Here is a 19,184-nt window from a genome sequence, read left to right on the forward strand (position 1 = left end):
ATTAATACTCTTGACGCAATTGGTAATATCAATACCGTAGGCTCCATCGCCAGAAAGAGCGACATTACTGAGACCAGCGAGAGGATTGAGATGTTAGGCCGCTATCCGGCTTAATGGGGAGATCTTTATGGATCAGAATCCGACCTGCAATGCTGCTGTCTCAAGCGATGCGCAACCCGTCGTCGATAGCGCTTCTGCCGGCCCAAGCCCCGATTGGAGCTATGGCCCGGCTGCCACGGCGAAAACGGACAATGCGGCAACGCACGGGAACGCGATCAAGATAGCCCTGATCAATCTCATTCCGCCCGCGATGATTGTGGTGGTCGTACTGTTCTGGGCGTTCGGCCCCAAGGCTTGGATCAAGAATGATTGGTCCATCCTCATAGCGGGCGGCCTTACAACCGCGTTCGTGCTTTCGCTTGAGGCGGTACTCGAGCGGTATGCAGGCTGGCGTTTGAACAAACGTGAATTCGCCACGGACTTCTTCTATCTGATCCTGGGTTATACGGCGATTTCCTGGGTTTCGAACAAGCTGGCCGAGGAGCCGTTGAAGGCGGTCAAGACTTCGCTCGGCATCACCACCGAATGGGCGACGCAACTGCCGTTCCTCGTTCAAGTTGTCCTGATGATTTTCCTTATCGAATTCGGTCAGTACTGGATGCACAGGCTGATGCACAATTGGCATCCGTTCTGGCTGACCCATGCGCCGCATCACCACATTACCCAGCTCAATGCGATGAAGGGTGCGGTTGGCAATCCCCTGGAACTGTTCCTGATCAGCCTCAGCGTGCTTGCCCTGTTCGATTTTCAGCAAGCCGCCATGTTCTGCGCAATTAACGTGCTGGGTGTGGTGTCCACCTTCGCCCATGCCAATGTGCGTTCCGACCCGCCGACGTTCTACTCCTTCTTCTTCACCACGGTCCGGCATCATAGCCTTCACCATTCGGTGGGCTACGAGGATACCCGCTGCAATTACGCCAATTCACTGATCCTCATCGATCGCCTCTTCGGCACCTATCGCGAGGGGGAATCAGCAATCGTCGGGCAGGACGAGCGCAAGAGGCTGTCGATCTGGGAGCAGTTCATGTTCCCGTGGCTGGGCTGGATCGACAAGATCAAGACAAGCCGAAGCAAGTCGATTTCCGCGGCCGGTTGACCCTTGGCGGGCAACTGACCGGATCGAACATCTCGACGAATTGGGAAGGTCGAGCATTAGGTACGCCAGCCAGCAACCGGAAAAGCGGTGGCCGGCGCATCGCAAAAAGGCCCTCAATCGAAGGGCCGCTCACGTTCTGGCGAGGAGACGCCAGGGCACGGGAGCATTCACCATAAAAAAGGGGCAAGCATATGTCATATCGCGCGAAACTGAGGACGGGGCTTCTATCGGCAACCATATTCACGAGCACGGCGCTCACCACGCCGGCGCTGGCGCAGCAGGCACAGGAAGCCGCCGCCGATCAGGATGCCAACACCATCATCGTCACCGGCACGCGCCGCAGCACGACAATCATGGAAGCCCCCATCAACATCTCGGCAGTTGGCGCCGATGAGATAGCGCGTCAGCGGATCGGCGATGTGCGCGATCTCGCCGATTTCACGCCCGGCCTCACAATTTCGGACACGGGCCCTGGAGGGACCGGCACGATCGTGCTTCGCGGCCTCAGCGCGTCGGATACCGCGTCGGACGGTGCCAGCTATGATGACGCGCTGGGCGTCTATCTGGGTGAGGTTCCGCTCTATTACGACTTCAAGTTGCTCGACATCGACCGCGTGGAAACACTGCTCGGGCCGCAGGGCACGCTCTACGGCCTCGGCACGCTTGCCGGCGCGATCCGTTACATCCCCAACCGGCCCAATGTGGATGCGTTCGAAGGGGAAGCGCATGGAAGTTTCTACGGCAAAAGCCACAGCGGAAAGCCCGGCTATCAGGTAGACGGCGTCATCAACATACCGATCGCCAGGGATTTCATCGCCTTCCGCTCGGCGACGGGCTATTATTACGATCCTGGCTTTATCGACTATCCGCTGTTGGTCCAGACGCCCGGCGTGTCGCTGCCCCAGCCGAGCGGCACCGGTGGCGTGACCGACGCGGGCTATGCGGCCAACCTGACCGGTCAAAAGGATCTCAACTTCGAAAAGACCTTCACCACCCGCAATCAGTTGCTGTTCACAAGCAGCCCCGACTTCTCGATGATTTTCACCTACGCCTATCAGCGGACCAAGACCGACGGCGCCCAGTCCAACAGCGCCGGCGTCCTGGGGACAGGCAAATATCAGAGCGGGGCCCGCTATATCGAGCCGGTCGATCGCCGTGCCCACCTCCTGAGCCTGGAAATCAACGCCAATGTCGCGGACATCGCCGATCTCGTCGCGACGACGGCCTACACCAATGTCAGGAACAGATCGCAGAGCGATAATACCGATCTGCTGCTTGATCTCGACTATGACTATGAGCTGTTTCCGGCCTTTACGAGCTGGAACGAGAGTGACTCCAGGCGCGAACAGTATAACCAGGAAATCCGCCTTGTTTCGAACCATGGCGGCCCGTTCAGTTGGGTGCTCGGCGGCTTCTACAATGAGCAGAAACTGCAGCGCGACTATGCCGAGCATGTGCCCGGCCATCCGTGGGTCGACCTGGCTACCAATCCCCAGGAGCTTGAATATGTCTCCTACACCACGTCGAAAGTGACCGAGCAGGCGGTCTTTGGCGAAGGCAGTTTCATGGTGACGCCCAAGTGGCAGGTGACCGCCGGCGCCCGCTATTTCAAATATTCATCGGACATTGCAGGGGCGGCAACGTTGCCGCTGCTCGGCCAGCCGCTCAGCCCCTATGATCTGCCTGTGAACGGCGGAAGCGCGAAAAAGGACGGTTGGGTGTGGAAGTTCAACACCTCCTATAAATTCAGCCCAAGCCTGATGGCCTATGCCACCTACAGCAAGGGCTATCGCATCGGCGGTCCGAACACGGTCGCGCCGTGCCAACTCCCCCTGCCTCCGGGGCAGAACATCTGCGCCCTTCCAGACGAACTGCAATATGGTCCGGACAGCACCAAGAACGCGGAGATCGGCATCCGCGCACAGCTGTTCGATCGCAAGCTGTCGTTCAACGTCAATGCCTTCCAGATAAAATGGCAGGGCATCCAGGTCGACTCCGCAACCGTCAATGGTATCGTCGGGATCACTGTGAACGGTGGCGCGGCCAAGTCGCAGGGCTTCGAAACGTCGTTCCAGTTCAAACCCATTCCTGAACTGTCGATTCAGGGCATCTATTCCTATACGGATGCCAAGCTGACCGAGGATGTGCCGGGCATCCTCACCATTCGCGAAACACCGGGCGACTATTCCAACCGCTTCGTTCAGCTCGACGCGCTCGATGGCGATCGCCTGCCAGGCTCGGCCAAGAACAGCGGCAGCCTTGGCGCGACCTACACCATGCCCGTGAAGGACGGGGCCATCATTGCCAACTGGACCGCGACCTATCGCGGGAACGTCGTATCGCGGCTCGGCTGGGATCGCGCCTATGGCGACAAGCTCCCCGGCTATGTGCTGCACCGCGCGACGCTATCGTATGAAACCGACACATACAGCCTCAGCCTGTTCGCCAACAACATCTTCGACAAATATGCGGTAGTCTCGGTCGGCCAGGACCGGTCGCGCATCGGCGTCAATGATGGCACCCTGGCGCGTTACTATCGGCAAACAGTGTTGAACCCGCGCACCTTTGGTATTGAGGCGCGGATCAAATATTGATGCAGGAAACGACCGAGGCGCTATCCGGAAACGGATGGCGCCTCGGGTTCAAGGGGCCGGTCTAAGCTTTTGTTTTTACACATTTTCCGAGTCGTCAGGTGATTCCACCTGACTAGAGCATCGTGCGAAAAAGTGGGCACCGGTTTTTCGCAAAAACGATGCGACAACAAACAACTAGAGCAAGCTGCCTGCGTCCGATTTAACGCAGCTTGCTCTAGAAAATGCTCTAACCGTCGCAGGTGATGTCACGCGCTATCTGAGCGTGATGTTCTGCGCTTCCAGCCAGGCTCGCGCTGGTTCCAGCGCTTCTTCATGGGATCGCCATCTTTCGACGGCATCGGCATTGATCGGCCGCCGTACCTGCGCCGCGCTGGGCGTTGCCACGGCGGCGCTGTTCTCGTGAAACGACAGGCAGGCCTCGTCCCACGCCAGGTCGCAATGCCGCAATAGTCGCTGCGTCTCCCCTTCCTGATCCGCGACCAGCGCTTCATAGGACAACTGCAATATCCTCCCCGGCCAAAGCGTGTCCCAAAGCCTCATCAACCGGTCGAAGCGCGCATAGTAGCGCGCCGTGTCCATCAGATCATGGGAATAGGCATAATAGGCCGACTGGCTGGCGAACAGATTCTTGTAGTTGCTCCAGATGGTGTCCATCGGATTGCGGCGCAGGCACAGGATGCGCGCATTGGGCAATGCCCGCGCGATATGGCCGATATAGAGGAAGTTGGCCGGCAGCTTGTCGATAAACCGGGCCTTGTCCCTGGGCCGATGATGGCGCGCGCGCTCCAGATAGGCGTCCCCGAGTGCAGCGGGATCAATCGCGCCGCTCGCCGCAACCGTGGCCGGGTCGATGACGACGCGCGATGGCGTAGCCGCGATCTGCTTGACCGCGAGCGGCATGGCCTGAAGCTCTCCGGCCGATCCGACATCCCGGTGCGAAGACAAAATGCGATCGACCAGCGTGGTGCCTGTGCGCGGCATGCCCACCACGAATATGGGCGCGGGATCGGCATTGCCCACGCCGTCTCCAAGAGCGTCCATACCGCTGCCGAACAAAGTTTCGATAGCGTCGAATATCGCGGCATCCTGAGCGAAGTCATAGCGGATCGCTTGTTTGTGCGCGGTGTTGGCCGCTGACAGATGCCGGAAAGCGCCGGCGGCATTACCTATGTCCTCCAGCTCCTTTGCTAAGGCATATCGAATGCGTAGCGTATCTTCGGGCCTTCGCGCGCCAGACAGCGCGGCTTCCAGTCTGGGCACATGATTGGCCTTTGCCGTCTGACGGGACAGAATGGCGAGGGCATAGTGTACGCGCGCGTCCCCCGGATTGCGCGCAAGGATCGCCTCATAATGTCGCCGGGCCTCTTCGACGCGACCGGTGAAACCGCATGCGGCCGCCAGATTATAGCGGAAATCGGGATTGTCCGGCTCGGCTTCAACAGCGCGGCCAAAGGGTGCCAGCGCCCCCTGATGATCGCCCAGCCGAACCAGGACGCATCCGATCGTGTCGAATGTCAGGGCATCCCGAGGGCCCAACGTCCAGGCGCGTCGTGCCGCCTCCCCGGCTTCGCCGTCGCGGCGCAGGAGGCTCAGCAGGCGGGCGAGTTGCGCGAGATGCTCCGCCTCCGGTTTGCGCGCCACGGCTTCCTGCAGCATCTCGACTGCCCGCGCCACATGACCTGATTGAGCGGCCGCCATGCCTAGCAGGAACAGGCCGGCAGGGTGCGACGGCTCGGCCAAAGCCATCGCTTTAGCCGCTTGGGCAGCCGCAGGCAGGTCGCTGCGTTTCAGTGCGTCCCTGGCCTGTGCCTCCAGCCGCGCACGATCTTCGTGGGGACGCGCATCACCCATCGAAGGCGGCATGACATTCGTCTTCGGTCGCTCGAACCATGTTGTAAGTGGCGTTCCCGGCCCCGTCCATGATCCGAAGATATATCATCCTTCTCGTTTGACCAATTTCGCCGACGTTCGCAAACGGGTTTCGATCGAAAAGAGGAAACAATGACCGCGCTAATTTCAATGGACGAGCGACGTGAGCACTTTGCTTATTGCGTTCAACTGTTTGGTGGCACCACTGCTTTCTCGCGGCGCCTTGGCATAGACGAGCGGGCCATTCGCCGTTTTATCAATGGCGAATGGCCTCTTGGTGCCGGACTTCTGGATGACACCGCAAAGGCATTACGCCTGCTCATCGCTGAAGCGGCCACGGCCGAAGCACAGATCGCTGCCACATTGAGCGTCCTGCCGACCGATCCGTCGTAGAGTACCCATTAGACTCGTCCCGGTTAGCGTTCGATAGCGGATGGTCAGGGCTGCGGCAGTTTCAGCCATTTTTTGAATTTCCCGGAAGCAGCAGTTCCGGCGATTGCATACCATTCATTGAAAGCTATGCCGGCCTGTCCGTGCCCTACCCCAAGGCCGACGCAATTCCTTTATGACGACGATTGGAGAGGGGCGGCCGCAATCTCTTCTACCAGCCAATCCCGAAAGCGCCGCATCGCGTCACTTTCGGGACGCGATATCAGGCGAGTAAGCCAATAGCGGCCGGCGTCGATCGTGACCGCAAAGGGCTGGACGAGCAGCTCAGACGCGAGTTCGCGGATGAACATCGCGGGCGGCGCGAGCGCGACGCCGAGGCCCGCGGCGGCCGCCGAGGCCATCAGCGCTGAACTGTCGAAAACGGGACCGCGGAGGACCGGGATGGGCACGCCTGCGGCGTCGAACCAGAGCGCCCATTCGTCCGAGCGGTACGAGCGCAGCAACCGTTCGTGGACGAGTTCGGCGGGGGATTTGAGCCGCGCGGCTATGTTGGGCGCGCAGACCGGCGCCATCGGCGCCGCAAGAAGCGCTTCGGCATGCGTCCCGTGCCACGCTCCATCGCCGAAGCGGATCGCGAAATCGAGTGCTTCGCCGGCCAGATCGACGCGATTGTTGTTGGTCGAGATGCGCAGGTCGATCGATGGATGTGCGCGGGCGAATGCGTCGAGGCGCGGGAGCAGCCAGCCGGTTGCGAAGGTGTCGACGACGCCGACCTTCAGCGCCTCGCGAAAGCGGCCATCGGTATATTGGTCGAGCGTCGCGGCGACACGGTCGAACGTATCGGCGAGCACGGGGACGAGCGCATGGCCCTCGTCGGTGAGCGCGAGGCCACGCGGCAGGCGGTGGAAGAGGCGAGTGCCGAGGCGGCGTTCAAGCTGTGCCACCTGATGGCTGACTGCGCCCTGGCTGACGCAAAGTTCGATCGCGGCGCGGGTGAAATTGAGATGGCGGGCTGCCGCCTCGAAAGCGCGAAGGGCGTTGAGCGGGAGTTGGGCGCGATCCATGACCTCTCATCAATTATTCTCATGGCTCTGTCGAGAAATCATGCTTTGTCGTGCGCGATCCCGATTGGCATCCCGGCGGTGAAGGGAGACAAAATGATCGCAATGATGATAACTACCGCTTGGCTCGCGGGTGCGAGCCATGTGCCGCTGCCCATTATGGAGGACGTGCATGCGCAGTGGATCGCCGGTGCGGCGAGCGTCGCGGCGGCGGGCGCGGATGACCCTTTGACGAGACCGATGGCCGTGGAAAGAGCCAGGGAATGGCTTGCGCCTTTGCCGCCCGAGAAGATTTTCGGGAACACTTATCTCGTCGGTTTCGGGGGGTTGAGCGTCGCGCTGATCGATACAGGCGCAGGGCTGATACTGGTCGACGGCGCGCTGCCGCAGGCGGCGCCGGCGATCCTGGACAATATTCGCAAGCTGGGGTTCGATCCTAAAGACATCAAATTTATTCTGAGCACGGCGAAGTGCTAAAGCTCGGCCGCACGGCGATCACTGCGTATGCGACGCCGGGGCATACGATGGGCAGCATGAGCTGGGGCTGGCAGGCGTGCGAGGGGAAAGCGTGCAGGGCGATCGTCTTTGCATCGAGCCTCAACCCGGTATCAGCCAATGACTATCGCTATACCGCGCCGTCGAGCACTGCGATCGTCAGAGGTTTCGAGGCTAGCTACAAGCGTATGGATGGGCTGGCGTGCGACATATTGATCTCCGCGCACCCCGATAATGCGGGCGAGGGGCGATATAACAACAATCCTGGAGCATGCCGCAGCTATGCCAGGCGGTCACGAGAACTGCTCGCGAAGCGGCTCGCCCGTGAGCGCGCCGGGACCGGGATGTAGCGTGTTTTTGCCCCTCCCTATGTCGCAGGCATGGGGAGATGGTAGCCCGGAGGGAAATAGGGGCGGCGTTATGTGTCGCGGCGCTTCTCCTCCCCACCCATCATCGCCGCGCCAGCCTGCTGCCCGAGGAGCAGGCGTTATTCGACAGCCATCGGCAATGGCAGCTTTCCTGCTTCAGCCTTTCCGAACCGAACAGACAGCTACCGGCCAGCCTTGACCGTCCAAGCCGGGAAAGCGGACGGTCAGCACCTGGGGATCGAAAATCAGTGGCTGAGCGTCCGGCAAGGGTCGATCTCGGTAGGTGGCAGTTGGGACATGCTGGCCGTCGCAAGATTGTCGCCGGACGGCGGCTATCGACGGAAGCGGACGTCCCGACGGGGGAACTCGCGGCAAGTCCGTACGGACAGGACATCTGGGATTGATGAGATGCCCGCGACGCGTACGCCATTGAACTCCGTCAACCAGTCGGTCCCTGGCGACGGTATCCGCAACTTGGCCAACGTGCCGCCCGATGAAGGATGTGTATGACCAGCGTAATCGTTTGGCAGGACCGGGAACTCGACGAGACGAACTTCGCCACCCCTTATGTCTGGGAGCGCGATATCTGGATCGCCGCCGACAGCCGCATCAGCACGCCATCCGAGGGACATCGAGGCGGTCGCCGCGTGCTGACCGATGTCGCGCCAAAGATCCTTCCCATCCACTTCGATCTCTATGAGCGTCCTGAGCACGGACCGGGCATCACCCATTGCTACGAAGGCGAGCTCGGCTTCGCCTATGCGGGCAACACGCTTCCCGCGAACATGACCTATTCGGCGGTGGTCTCGTCCCTGGCGCGAATGACGGCCGAATTTGATTCCGAGCTGCCTTCGCTCGAAGACATGGTCATCTTCATCGCCCGGGTCGGCGGCCACTACGCCCGCGAAACCGGCGCACCCTTCGAGGCATTCGTAACCGGCACCTGTCCGCGCGATCCGCACGGCGGCGCGCAGGTCTATCATCTCACGCTTTGGTCCAAGAAGCCGCCGGGCTATCACCGACTAAAGTTCGATGCCGATCATCGGATGTACCTGATGGGCAACCGCAAAGATGAATTGCGGCCGGTATGCCGCGCCGGTTTTGCCGCAGACATCAGCTACAATCCCACGCGTGCTCTCGTACAGCTGATCGAAGAGACCGAGGTCGGCGAGATCGGCGGCCTGCTATCGCTCGCTCGCATCGACAGCGCGGGCGGGATCACTCTGTTCCCGGGGTACGGCGCGGCAGAGTCTGGCGGGCGCCTTCCCGTCACCTTCGATGGCAATCAGTTCGGCTCGATTGGCGCGTTCGAGGTCGGCCTGCACAGGGGCTAAAGCTGGCGACGAGCCCCTATGTCTTCACCCGCTGTTGATGGCGGAGTAAAATGCCCCGGAACCGTTGCGGGGAAAATTACTGTGCCTTTGACACCCGCGACCAGGGGTTGCCGTTCTGGTCAGCCTCGATCTTGATCGAGGTGACCCGCCACGGCGCGCAGCTGACGATCTCCACCGCCTCCGGGTCGAATATCGCCATATTGTAGCCCTTGCGATCTCCGTCATCGCCGAAGTGGCTTTTGTAGCCGATCGCGTCGTACCCGGCGCTGCGGAACAGCTCTGCAAGGATTTGCGTCGGAGCATAGTCCGCGCGGTCATCCGAGGTGGTGACAGGTTGGGAGAACGCGTTGTCGATGTCGATCCAGACGGCCTTCTCCTTCTCCTCGGCCGTCAGCTCCCGCCCGCCCATCACATGACTGAACACGGGGCCGGCGAACGAGGACTGGCCATGCCCCAGCGAAAGGTCGAGCGTCTTCAGGGGCCGAAGAACCTTGCACATTGCCACCGAGACGTGGGCTCCAACCCACGGCCGAACTTCGGAGACCGCCGTTAGGACCGTCGTGCCGACGTACAAAACCGGGATGCCAGTGGGATTGGCCCGCCCTTCTCGGGCGCGGTCGGCGAGCGGCTTCATCCGGGAAGCGCCAAAGCCCCAGATGTCCTCCCCGATCCAGTTCCCTTCCTCGTCGGTCTGCTCGACCCAATCGACGCCCCGCTGCGCGCGATAGAGGGTATGTCCGGGCTTCAGCTCGCCATCCCGGTTCCGGATCGTCGCAAGTACGGTGTCGAGAAACGTCCGCTCGTCGGTGCCAAGAACATAGCGGCTCGTGAACCGCACATGCCGAGCAAAGCGCGAATAGCTATCCCAGTGCGCGAACTCGGCGTTGCTCATACCCACCCCTGCCAAATCGATTTCCGGTCGCTATCTATGTCACTGTCCGTCGTCAGAACATTTGGCACACGTCGCGTCGTAAATTAGCGGAGTGCGGGCCTCGTCTTGGGGTTGATGTTAAGCGGCGAGCCTGCGGTGTTGCAAGCGCCGATATTCGATGGTCTTTCGCTTGATCCTTTCGCGCTGTTTGATGATGGCGGGAGCCCTGCCGAGGTAGGCGTCGGCGGGCGTCACGTTGTTCAGGCTCTCGTGGTAACGCTGGTTGTTGTAATGCTCGACGAAGGCCTCGATCTGGGCCTCAAGGTCGCCGGGCAGGAAGTAGTTTTCCAGCAGGATGCGGTTTTTCAGGGTTTGGTGCCAGCGCTCGATCTTGCCTTGGGTCTGGGGGTGCATCGGAGCGCCGCGTACATGGCTCATCTTCTGGGCATCGATGTATTCCGCCAGTTCGCCCGCGATGTAGCTGGGGCCGTTATCGCTGAGCAGCCTGGGCTTGTGCAGCACGGTGGCGCTGTCGCAGCCGGAAGCCTTAAGGGCCAGGTCCAGCGTGTCGGTGACATCCTCGGCGCGCATGTTGGTGCACAGTTTCCAGGCGATAATGTAGCGCGAGAAGTCGTCGAGCACGGTCGACAGGTACATCCAGCCCCACCCGATGATCTTGAAGTAGGTAAAATCGGTCTGCCACATCTCGTTCGGACGCGTGGTCTGGGTATGGAAGCGATCGGCGGCCTTGATCACCACATAGGCCGGACTGGTAATCAGATCGTGGGCCTTCAACAGGCGGTAAACGGTGGCCTCCGACACGAAGTAGCGCTTCTCGTCGGTGAAGCGCACCGCCAGTTCGCGCGGTGACAGCTCGCTGTAATCCAGCGCCATCTCGACGATCTGGCCCTGGATATCGTCGCCGATGCGGTTCCACACCCGACTCGGCGCCGATGGCCGATCTTCCAGCGCCTCCGGCCCGCCTTCGACGAAGCGATCGTACCAGCGGTAGAACGTCCGGCGGGGGATGCCGAGTTTGTCCAGCGTGTGCTTGGCGGGCAGGTGCGACTGCTCGACGATCCGGATGATCTCGAGCTTTTCGGATGCGGGATACCTCATTCGTCGTCGCCCCCATCCGCGATCATGCTTTTTTTAAGCAGGCGGTTTTCCAGCGTCAGGTCGGCCACGCATTCCTTCAGGGCACGGGCCTCGCGGCGCAGATCCTGCACCTCGCCAGTGGTCGCAGCACGGGCGGTGTCACCGGCCAGGCGCCGCTTGCCCGCTTCCATGAACTCCTTCGACCAGGTGTAATACAGGCTTTGGGCAATGCCTTCCTTGCGGCACAACTCGGCGATGCTGTCCTCGCCGCGCAGACCGTCCAGCACAATACGGATCTTGTCTTCGGCTGAGAAATGGCGCCGGGTCTGCCGCCGGATATCCTTCACAACACGCTCAGCAGGGGCCTTTGTCGGCGAATTTTTCAAGGAGGGTTTGGGCTTCATCTTCGTTCCTTCGTCACTACGACGAAGCCCAAACCCTCCTTAATTTACAACCTCAAATCTGTGCCATTGGTGCTGACGGCGGACAGCGCCAGTGCGGAGGGCGGGGCGACTGGCTCGCTCTACGAGCAGGCTTTCATGAGCCGCTTCGATGAAACCGTCGAGGAGATGCTCGCCCATATCGACGATCTGGGCGGGCCGCGTTCCTACGGCAATTATCCGGCCGGCTGGGGATGGGCGATGGGCGCGCCGTTTCAATATTACAAGCAGACCGCCTCGCATCTGGGCGGCGTGCGCAACGATCTGGTCATCTCCTGGCCCTCGCGCATCAAGGATGTGGGCAAGGTGCGGACACAGTTCCATTTCGTATCGGACATTGTGCCGACTATATTGGAAGCGACCGGAATCAAGGCACCAGAGACGCTGGAGGGCGTGCAGCAGAAGCCGCTGGACGGCACCAGCATGACCTACAGCTTCGACAATGCCAGAGCGCCCTCGCACCGCCGCACGCAGGTGTTCGAGACGATGCAGAATCTGGCCATCTATCATGACGGTTGGTGGGCCAACACGACTCCGCTTGAAGCCCCTTGGGACTTCTTCAAGCCGGACCAGAAGACCGGCGGCGACAATCGCGAGTGGCAGCTTTATGATCTGCGCAAGGACTATGCGCAAGCGGTCGACCTGTCAAAACGGGAGCCGACGAAGCTGAAGGAAATGCAGGCGCTGTTCTGGTCAGAGGCGAAGGCGAACAATATCCTGCCGATCCATGCGCCATGGGAGGGGCCGAAAGGGCGGCCGACCGCACTGCCGCCGGGCAAGAGCTTCACCTTCAAGGGGCCCATCTCGCGCCTCCCAACGACTGCGGCGCCCAACATGATCGGCAAGTCTTTCACCATTGTCACCGATGTGGACCTGAGTGGGGCTCAGGCGAGCGGCGTCATCGTCACTCATGGCGGCAGGTTCGGCGGCTATGCCCTCTATCTGGATAAGGGCGTGCCGGTCTTCCACTATAATGCGCTGGGAACCGAGCAATATAACATGCGCGCGGCCGCGCCGCTTGCGCCTGGACGCCACAGGGTCCGCGTGACATTTCAGATTGAAAAGCCGGTCGCGGGCTCGGGCGGCGAGTTCCGAATGGCGTTGGATGGACAGGACGCGGCTTCGGTCCACGCGAAGCGGACGATCGCGACCCGCAACTCGCTGCGCGAGGGACTCGACATAGGGCAAGATACGCTGACCCCGGTGACGGACGCCTACTCCATCGAGAACAGCGGGCTTCAGGGGCGCGTCAACGATGTTACTTTCACGCTGGGCGATTGACGGGGCCGGCGGGATGACGCTCATCTCCGGCGGCACCTTCACTAGGGGATCCAACCGCTTCTACCCCGAGGAAAGGCCCAAGCGGAATGTTCGCGTCGATGCCTTCTGGATCGATGATGCGCCGGTGACGAACCGCGAATTTTCGGCCTTCGCCCGCGCCACTGGCCAGGTCACCTTCGCGGAGATCGCGCCAGATCCGCGCGATTATCCCGGCATGCCGCCCGAACTGGCGCAGCCCGGATCGCTGGTATTCAACAAAACGCGCGGACAGGCGACGTGGCTTATTTGCTTTGAATGCCTGCGCTCCAATATCCCGGAACTACGTTGGCCTCAGTCTCAGCGGCATGCACATGCCATCCACGATCTGCTCCATCGTATCTTCCAGCGCGTCCTGGAAGGATTCACCAAAGGCGGATTCATCTGTCCCATGATGACGCATCAAAATATTAAGGAACATAAGGCTGACGCTTATCAGCCTCCGCTGCGCAACATAGGGTGGAAGATAGTCGACCCGCTCACGCATTAGCCGCAATGCCAGTGTCAGATTGGGTGGTTCCGAGCCGCCGAAATCCCCGAATTCAGGAGAGCGGCTCTGAAGAAGATATTGGCTCAGGAAACTGGCATAGGAATGGTTGCCGTCAGCATCTTGTAGATCAAGTTGTGGCAGGAGGATGATTTCTAAAATGGTTCGAGCATCCTTCAGACGATCGCCGATCCTGGCCAGGTGCAGCATTGCTCCGCGAGCCGTTTCCATCTGATCCATCCGGTAGTCGAATATTGCCCGAACCAGGCCTTCGCGGGAGCCAAAATGATATTGCACCGCGGCGTGATTGCCCTGCCCCGCTTTTGTGGCGATTTCTCGCATAGAGGCGCCATTGATCCCGTTTTTTGCAAACAGCTGCTCACCGGCCAGGATAAGGCGCGTTTTTCCGTCGATTATGTCGGCTGACACGGCTTCATCGATCTTAATTTTCGCGTTCGCCAATGCACGATCCTAAAACATGTGTAATATTTTTCCTGGCCGCAGACGTAAGTTGGTGGGATAACGAGCGCAATTATAGCCAGTTTTTTTTGCTACACAAATTTTCGCGAAACCTCAACGGTTTCTGGCGACGCCGCGCCCCTCCCTCGACCCCGTTTGGCCGGAAATCAAACATGCACTTTGCTGCCAAGCTCATTCCATAATTTACACTTGACTTAAAATAGGCTGTGGGATTATCACCCTAATCGTCATTAGATAGCGTCATGCCGGAACCCGCACGAGAAGATGGGAAAAGCTGGTGCGATGCAATCGACGCTTAAGGAGAGAATTCATGGCGATGGAAACCGGCCTCATCTTCCACCCCTATATGCGCCCCGGACGCACGGCGAAGCAAACGTTCGAATGGGGTGTCCAGAACTCCGTGGCCTGCGACAAGGCGGGCTTCACATCCATGATGATCTCCGAACATGCGTCGCAGATCTGGGAGAACATCCCTAACCCCGAGTTGATCATGGCCGCGGCCGCGTTGCAGACCAGCCAGATCCGGTTCGCGCCGATGGCGCACATCCTGCCACATCAGCATCCGGCGAAGCTGGCGGTGATGATCGGTTGGCTTTCGCAAATCCTGGAAGGGCGTTATTTCCTGGGTATCGGCGCCGGCGCCTATCCGCAGGCATCCTATATGCACGGCATCAAAGATGCAGAGCCGCAGATGCTGAACGAGATGGTCCGCGAATCCTTGACCATCATGGAAAAGATCTGGAAGCGCGAGCCCTTCTTTTATGAAGGTAAATTCTGGGATGCAGGCTTTCCCGAAGAAGCGCCTGCCGAGACCGAGGACGATGAGCAGCACCTGCTCGCGAATTTCGCACCTTATAACGGCGCATTGCCGGAAATCGCGGTCACCGGCTTCAGCGCCAACTCCCCGTCGATGAAGCTTGCGGGCGAGCGCAATTTCAAGCCGGTCTCGATCTTCTCGGGTCTGGACGCGCTAAAGCGTCACTGGGAAATCTATTCGGAGGCCAATATCAAGGCGGGCTTCACGCCAGACCGTCAGCGCCATGCCGTGTCGCAGACGGTGTTCTGCGCCGACACCGACGCGGAAGCCAAGCGCCTGGTCATGGAAGGGCCGATCGGTTACTGCTTCAACAAATATCTGATCCCGATCTGGCATCGGTTCGGCATGATGGACGGCTTCGCCAAGGACGCGGGCATCGATCCGGCCGACGCGGATCTGGAATTCCTGGTCGACAACGTCTTCGTCGTTGGTTCGCCTGATACCGTGGTCGACAAGCTCAACACGCTGTTCGAAGGATGCGGCGGCTGGGGAACCCTCCAGGTTGAATCGCACGACTATTATGACGATCCATCGCCATGGTGGAACTCGCTGGAACTGATCGCCAAGGAAGTGGCGCCACGGGTTAAACTGCCCGGCGCAAAAGCAGCGGTAGCGGAAAACATAGCCGCCTGAACGCGATAGATGACAAAAAGGGCGGGGAGTGAAATCCCCGCCCTTTGGCATGTCTGTTGGGAACAGGCCCACTTCACGTTGATCCGTTCGTTGCGAACGGGATGTTAGGGTTTCATTGCCCTTTAAACAGCGTCAGAATTGCTATTGGCAAATCCGTGCAGCAACAGGTCCGCCGCCTGTTCCGCGATTTGGGCTGGCCCTAATTTGCCCGGACGATACCAGGAAGAGCAAGATTCCAGCATGGCGATCAGGAACTTCCTGACCACGGTCGCATCGAGCGCCGCAGTCGCGCTACCGTCCGCTTGGGCCGCGACGATGAGGTCGCGCCAATAATTGTCGAAGCTGGAATAGGCGGCCAACACCCGCCGCCGCATTTCGTCCGGCAGGTCGTCGAACACGCGCGCAACGGCGGAGGAATAATCGTCACCGGACAGCAGGAAGTCGATATGCGCCACGATCGCGGCCCTGAGGCGTACCAAAGGGCGCGCACCTGGTCCCAGGACTTCGACGCGGGCCACAATATGGCGGCTGTTGTGATAAATGCCTTCCATCATCACTTCCTCGACCAGATGATCCTTGGACGGAAAATGATGATAGATGCTGGGCGCCAACATCCCGGCGCCCTTGGCGATCTCGCTCAGTTTTGCGCCAGCCAGCCCCTTTTGCCGGAGGACTGTCGCCGCGGAATCGAGAATCCGCGTTCGGCCATTATCTGCGTGTACCATGGCCTCCCTTAGCAAAAATAAGTGGTAAAGACAGTCCTATGGGTGGCTTTGCGCCTTATCCGGCATAAGCGCAGTTAGGCACGCCGGGTGCGGGCGGGTTCAGTATCTCGAATAATCCCCCCGCAAGAGGCTGTTTCGCGAATGTTTCTGCTGAAAAACCTTGCGATCCGGTAATCAGGAACAATCGCGAACAGTCGCTGCCGCCGAAGGCCGGGCGAAGCCCCCGGCGCACGGGCAAGCGTCGTTCCTCCAGCAAAGTCGCGTCCGGCGCGAACCGCCGCAACACCCAGCTTTCATAGAAGGCCATCCAGATACAGCCATCGACATCCACCGCCATGCCATCGGGATAGCCATCCTCCGGCTTGAAGTTCAGGAAGTCGCGCCGGTTCGACAAGATGCCGTCGTCCGAAACATCATAAGCCCAGCTGACCAGCGGCATGGAATCGTTCACATAGGCGGTCCGGCCATCCGGGCTGAACGCCGGTCCATTGGCCGTCACGATATTGCGCTCCTGCGTGCTGACGCTGCCATCCGCGTCGAGCCGATAAAGTTCGCCGGTGTTGCGCACGTCCAGATTGCCGAGCGTGCTTTCCTTATCGTCCGTCGTGGTGCTTTCGTCCCACTGGCTGGAATCGCAGGAGCCGGACCAGTAGCGACCTTGACGATCAGTGACGCCATCGTTGAGCCGCGCAATCCTGGGATTGGGTATCGGATGGATGAATGGCGCATAGATCTGCCTGTGGGGATCTGCATGCGCGAAGCCGTCGGCGCAGGAGGCAATGAATCCGCCACTGGCGCGCGGCGCGATCGCGCTGATCCAGGCTGGGGCGGCCCAGCGTCCGGTCTGGCCGCTGTCCAGATGAAACCAGTTGATGCTGGGTGCTTCGATATCGACCCAGTAGATGCAGCCGTCCCGCTCGTCCCAGACCGTGCTTTCGCCCAATATGGCCTTGGCATCCCACAGGCAACGCCAGCCTTCACCTTCCATCATCGCATCATCCTGTCTGCCGTCATAGCTTGACTACCGGGTCGCCAAAGGGTTCGTCGCGCTGGCGGACCGCCTCCTTCAAACCCTCGTTCCGTACCGTGTCGTTGAATCGCGTGCGACTGGCCGCGAGGTGCCCGCGCGCATCCATTTCCGCAGCCATGCGCTGCAAGGTGCGTGCCCCCATCAGCTCCAGGCCGATATTGACGATCCGCTTGTTGGCGCTCAGAAGATCGGTGTCGATCTGCGCGAGCCGGGTCGCCAGGGCGGCGACTTCCGCATCCAGCTGGTCGGCAGGAACCGCCTTGAGCGCCAGCCCGATCCGGGCGGCATCGCTACCCCGAATGGAATCCCCGGTCAGCAGCAGCCGCTTGGCCCATTGCGGCCCCACCAGATACAGCCACATATGGCTTGGGAGCGACCCTTGCGAGCGAGCAGGGGGAAAGCCGAACAAGGCGTCATCCGCGCAGATCACCATGTCGCATAGCAGAGCCAGGTCAGTCCCGCCCGCCAGGCAACGGCCATGGACTTGGGCGATGACGGGCTTGTGCATGTCGAACAGCGCCATGCGGAGCCGCTGCGCCTTTTCCTGATGCCAGCTATCGTCGTCGAATTTCGCACGACCGCGCTTGTGATCGATCTGTCCTGGTATCGGCTGGTCGTATTTTTGAAGGTCATAGCCGGAACAGAAATCCGGCCCAGCCGCCTTCAGAACGATGGCATGGACGCGATTATCCTCGTCCGCCTCCCATAGCAGGGCACTCAGCCGCTCCTGCAATGGCTCGCTTAGCGCATTGCGCTTTTCGGGTCGATTGAGGGTGATCCAGGCCGTACCGTCACGGACTTCGTACAGCACCGGCTGCGCAGCATCTTCCATGTTCATCCTCTTATCCCGCCCACAGCCAAGGTATCAGCAGATCAGGCCACCGATTGCAGCGGGGAAGGTGCTGCGATTGGCGCAGAAACGTCGATGTCCTTCAAATGCGGCAGAACCTTGCGCGCGAAAAGCTCATAATTGTCGCGACCGACATCGAAGGGCATGTCGCCAAACTGGGTATAGACGATGAAGCTGCCGACCTCGAAGCGATCGACCATCGCCTTCATCTTTTCCACAACCTCCTCTGGACGCCCCCAGATCTGGAGGTCAGCGAGGAAATTATTGAATTTTTCGATACCATGTTTCTCCACGCTGTTGGCCAGCGCGCCATAATATTCATAGCCTTCGATCTTCTCGAATTCCTTGTTCCCAAACTGGTAGAAGGAGGATGTCGATCGGGCATATTCGAGCAGATATTTGTCGCGCATCTCCTGCGCCCTGGCCGCATCTTCATTGACCGCGACGAAAGCGACGACGACGGGCTTTGGCGCCGGTCGTCCTTGCATGGCGAAGAATCGGTCGCGATAGCTGGCGATATCTTCCGCCACCCGGTCCCAGGGCTTCTGGGCAATGACCATCAAGCCGACATCCAGGTTGGCCATCAGCTTGACCGACTCAGGCGATACGGCCGAGGCGAACACGCGGCCGCGATAGCTGGCATAAGGGCGCGGGCGCAGTTCGACGCGTGGCTGTTGCAGATATTTGCCGTCATATTCCATGACGCCGGTTTCCAGCGCTTCCAGCAGCGCTTCGGCATATTCGCGAAATCGCTGACGCGCTTCGCCCATCGGGACCTGAAACCCGTCAAACTCACCTTTGCCCAAGCCGCGACCAATGCCCAGAATAGCGCGACCTTCGGACAACTGGTCGAGCAGGAGGAAGCTTTCGGCGATGCGGACCGGGTTCTGCCACGGCAGCACTGTGACGGTCGTGCCCAGCTTGATCCGCCTGGTCTTGGCGGCGACCCAGGACAGGAACTGGGGCACGTTGGGCGTCATCATATAGCCTGTAAAATGATGCTCTGGCGTCCAGACGGAGTCGAAGCCACGATCTTCCGCCCCCGCCGCCAGTGACAGTTCGTGCCGGAAAACCTCTATATCGCTGACCTGATCCTTCAGATTCTGGAACGTCAGCCCCAAACCCACATCCATATATGCCTCCAAAACATCCTGCTTAATTTAACTAAT

15 protein-coding genes and 2 pseudogenes are annotated in these 19,184 nt (G+C 60.2%); 8 read left to right on the forward strand and 9 right to left on the reverse strand.

The features are described 5' to 3' along the window. Window positions 1-127: 127 nt before the first annotated feature. Both WFR25_RS17210 and WFR25_RS17215 read left to right on the forward strand, forming a co-directional pair. Window positions 128-1,156, forward strand: coding sequence for a sterol desaturase family protein (locus WFR25_RS17210; RefSeq protein ID WP_419723166.1), 1,029 nt, complete (start codon window positions 128-130; stop codon window positions 1,154-1,156). Window positions 1,157-1,347: 191 nt separating this feature from the next. Continuing rightward, entirely contained in the window at window positions 1,348-3,750 is a 2,403-nt protein-coding gene (locus tag WFR25_RS17215) for a TonB-dependent receptor (protein WP_336972550.1), read from the forward strand. 252 nt (window positions 3,751-4,002) lie between these two features. Here WFR25_RS17215 and WFR25_RS17220 read toward each other — a convergent pair whose 3' ends face one another. After that, window positions 4,003-5,613 carry a tetratricopeptide repeat-containing sulfotransferase family protein gene (locus WFR25_RS17220; protein ID WP_336972552.1) on the reverse strand — a complete coding sequence of 537 codons (1,611 nt, stop codon included), beginning with the start codon at window positions 5,611-5,613 and terminating at the stop codon, window positions 4,003-4,005. Window positions 5,614-5,751: 138 nt separating this feature from the next. Between WFR25_RS17220 and WFR25_RS17225 the strand changes: the two genes are divergently transcribed. After that, window positions 5,752-6,012: a hypothetical protein gene (locus WFR25_RS17225; protein ID WP_336972554.1), complete on the forward strand. Its 261-nt coding sequence runs from the start codon at window positions 5,752-5,754 to the stop codon at window positions 6,010-6,012. Between the two features lie 170 nt (window positions 6,013-6,182). On the opposite strand, the gene WFR25_RS17230 is transcribed toward WFR25_RS17225, so the two are convergent. Next, window positions 6,183-7,073 carry a LysR family transcriptional regulator gene (locus tag WFR25_RS17230; RefSeq protein WP_336972555.1) on the reverse strand — a complete coding sequence of 297 codons (891 nt, stop codon included), beginning with the start codon at window positions 7,071-7,073 and terminating at the stop codon, window positions 6,183-6,185. 156 nt (window positions 7,074-7,229) lie between these two features. On the opposite strand from WFR25_RS17230, the pseudogene WFR25_RS26645 reads away from it, so the two are divergent. Further along, window positions 7,230-7,915, forward strand: a pseudogene (locus WFR25_RS26645) (MBL fold metallo-hydrolase). Window positions 7,916-8,439: 524 nt separating this feature from the next. Further along, complete coding sequence (locus WFR25_RS17245) at window positions 8,440-9,267, forward strand: hypothetical protein (RefSeq protein WP_336972561.1); 828 nt, start codon at window positions 8,440-8,442, stop codon at window positions 9,265-9,267. A 76-nt stretch (window positions 9,268-9,343) separates the two neighbouring features. On the opposite strand, the gene WFR25_RS17250 is transcribed toward WFR25_RS17245, so the two are convergent. Continuing rightward, entirely contained in the window at window positions 9,344-10,159 is an 816-nt protein-coding gene (locus tag WFR25_RS17250; protein WP_336972562.1) for an RES family NAD+ phosphorylase, read from the reverse strand. A 117-nt stretch (window positions 10,160-10,276) separates the two neighbouring features. Further along, window positions 10,277-11,640 (reverse strand): IS3 family transposase gene (locus WFR25_RS17255; protein WP_336967452.1). Its coding sequence is split into 2 segments (ribosomal slippage): window positions 10,277-11,290 and window positions 11,293-11,640, totalling 1,362 coding nucleotides; the frame shifts between segments, so codons are not numbered across the junction. A gap of 135 nt (window positions 11,641-11,775) precedes the next feature. Here WFR25_RS17255 and WFR25_RS17260 point away from each other — a divergent pair. Next, window positions 11,776-12,957 carry an alkaline phosphatase family protein gene (locus tag WFR25_RS17260; RefSeq protein ID WP_336972563.1) on the forward strand — a complete coding sequence of 394 codons (1,182 nt, stop codon included), beginning with the start codon at window positions 11,776-11,778 and terminating at the stop codon, window positions 12,955-12,957. A 13-nt stretch (window positions 12,958-12,970) separates the two neighbouring features. Continuing rightward, window positions 12,971-13,123, forward strand: a pseudogene (locus tag WFR25_RS26650) (SUMF1/EgtB/PvdO family nonheme iron enzyme); the annotation flags it as partial. A gap of 153 nt (window positions 13,124-13,276) precedes the next feature. Here WFR25_RS26650 and WFR25_RS17270 read toward each other — a convergent pair. Beyond that, entirely contained in the window at window positions 13,277-13,942 is a 666-nt protein-coding gene (locus WFR25_RS17270) for a TetR/AcrR family transcriptional regulator (RefSeq protein ID WP_336972565.1), read from the reverse strand. Window positions 13,943-14,270: 328 nt separating this feature from the next. On the opposite strand from WFR25_RS17270, the gene WFR25_RS17275 reads away from it, so the two are divergent. Next, window positions 14,271-15,410 (forward strand): LLM class flavin-dependent oxidoreductase, encoded by a 1,140-nt coding sequence (locus WFR25_RS17275; protein ID WP_336972566.1) that lies wholly within the window; start codon window positions 14,271-14,273, stop codon window positions 15,408-15,410. A gap of 122 nt (window positions 15,411-15,532) precedes the next feature. Here WFR25_RS17275 and WFR25_RS17280 read toward each other — a convergent pair whose 3' ends face one another. Genes WFR25_RS17280 through WFR25_RS17295 form a run of 4 tightly spaced genes read right to left on the reverse strand, consistent with a single transcriptional unit; the run spans window position 15,533 to window position 19,148 of the window. Further along, the gene (locus WFR25_RS17280) at window positions 15,533-16,135 is read right to left on the reverse strand and encodes a TetR/AcrR family transcriptional regulator (protein ID WP_336972568.1); all 603 of its coding nucleotides are present in this window, start codon (window positions 16,133-16,135) and stop codon (window positions 15,533-15,535) included. 55 nt (window positions 16,136-16,190) lie between these two features. Beyond that, window positions 16,191-17,126, reverse strand: coding sequence for an SMP-30/gluconolactonase/LRE family protein (locus WFR25_RS17285; protein ID WP_336972569.1), 936 nt, complete (start codon window positions 17,124-17,126; stop codon window positions 16,191-16,193). Between the two features lie 19 nt (window positions 17,127-17,145). Next, window positions 17,146-18,003, reverse strand: coding sequence for a crotonase/enoyl-CoA hydratase family protein (locus tag WFR25_RS17290; protein ID WP_336972570.1), 858 nt, complete (start codon window positions 18,001-18,003; stop codon window positions 17,146-17,148). Between the two features lie 35 nt (window positions 18,004-18,038). Then, window positions 18,039-19,148, reverse strand: a complete 1,110-nt coding sequence (locus WFR25_RS17295; protein WP_336972573.1) for an LLM class flavin-dependent oxidoreductase — start codon at window positions 19,146-19,148, stop codon at window positions 18,039-18,041. Window positions 19,149-19,184: the final 36 nt, after the last annotated feature.

Origin of the sequence: Sphingobium aromaticiconvertens (assembly GCF_037154075.1) — a bacterium.
GTDB classification, from domain to species: Bacteria; Pseudomonadota; Alphaproteobacteria; order Sphingomonadales; family Sphingomonadaceae; genus Sphingobium; species Sphingobium aromaticiconvertens.

Bases quoted from the DNA above. Each gene is read 5' to 3' on its own strand.
- WFR25_RS17210 (WP_419723166.1), top strand. From the start codon at position 128: ATGGATCAGAATCCGACCTGCAATGCTGCTGTCTCAAGCGATGCGCAA.
- WFR25_RS17215 (WP_336972550.1), top strand. From the start codon at position 1,348: ATGTCATATCGCGCGAAACTGAGGACGGGGCTTCTATCGGCAACCATA.
- WFR25_RS17220 (WP_336972552.1), bottom strand. From the start codon at position 5,613: ATGCCGCCTTCGATGGGTGATGCGCGTCCCCACGAAGATCGTGCGCGG.
- WFR25_RS17225 (WP_336972554.1), top strand. From the start codon at position 5,752: ATGACCGCGCTAATTTCAATGGACGAGCGACGTGAGCACTTTGCTTAT.
- WFR25_RS17230 (WP_336972555.1), bottom strand. From the start codon at position 7,073: ATGGATCGCGCCCAACTCCCGCTCAACGCCCTTCGCGCTTTCGAGGCG.
- WFR25_RS17245 (WP_336972561.1), top strand. From the start codon at position 8,440: ATGACCAGCGTAATCGTTTGGCAGGACCGGGAACTCGACGAGACGAAC.
- WFR25_RS17250 (WP_336972562.1), bottom strand. From the start codon at position 10,159: ATGAGCAACGCCGAGTTCGCGCACTGGGATAGCTATTCGCGCTTTGCT.
- WFR25_RS17260 (WP_336972563.1), top strand. From the start codon at position 11,776: ATGAGCCGCTTCGATGAAACCGTCGAGGAGATGCTCGCCCATATCGAC.
- WFR25_RS17275 (WP_336972566.1), top strand. From the start codon at position 14,271: ATGGCGATGGAAACCGGCCTCATCTTCCACCCCTATATGCGCCCCGGA.
- WFR25_RS17280 (WP_336972568.1), bottom strand. From the start codon at position 16,135: ATGGTACACGCAGATAATGGCCGAACGCGGATTCTCGATTCCGCGGCG.
- WFR25_RS17285 (WP_336972569.1), bottom strand. From the start codon at position 17,126: ATGATGGAAGGTGAAGGCTGGCGTTGCCTGTGGGATGCCAAGGCCATA.
- WFR25_RS17290 (WP_336972570.1), bottom strand. From the start codon at position 18,003: ATGAACATGGAAGATGCTGCGCAGCCGGTGCTGTACGAAGTCCGTGAC.
- WFR25_RS17295 (WP_336972573.1), bottom strand. From the start codon at position 19,148: ATGGATGTGGGTTTGGGGCTGACGTTCCAGAATCTGAAGGATCAGGTC.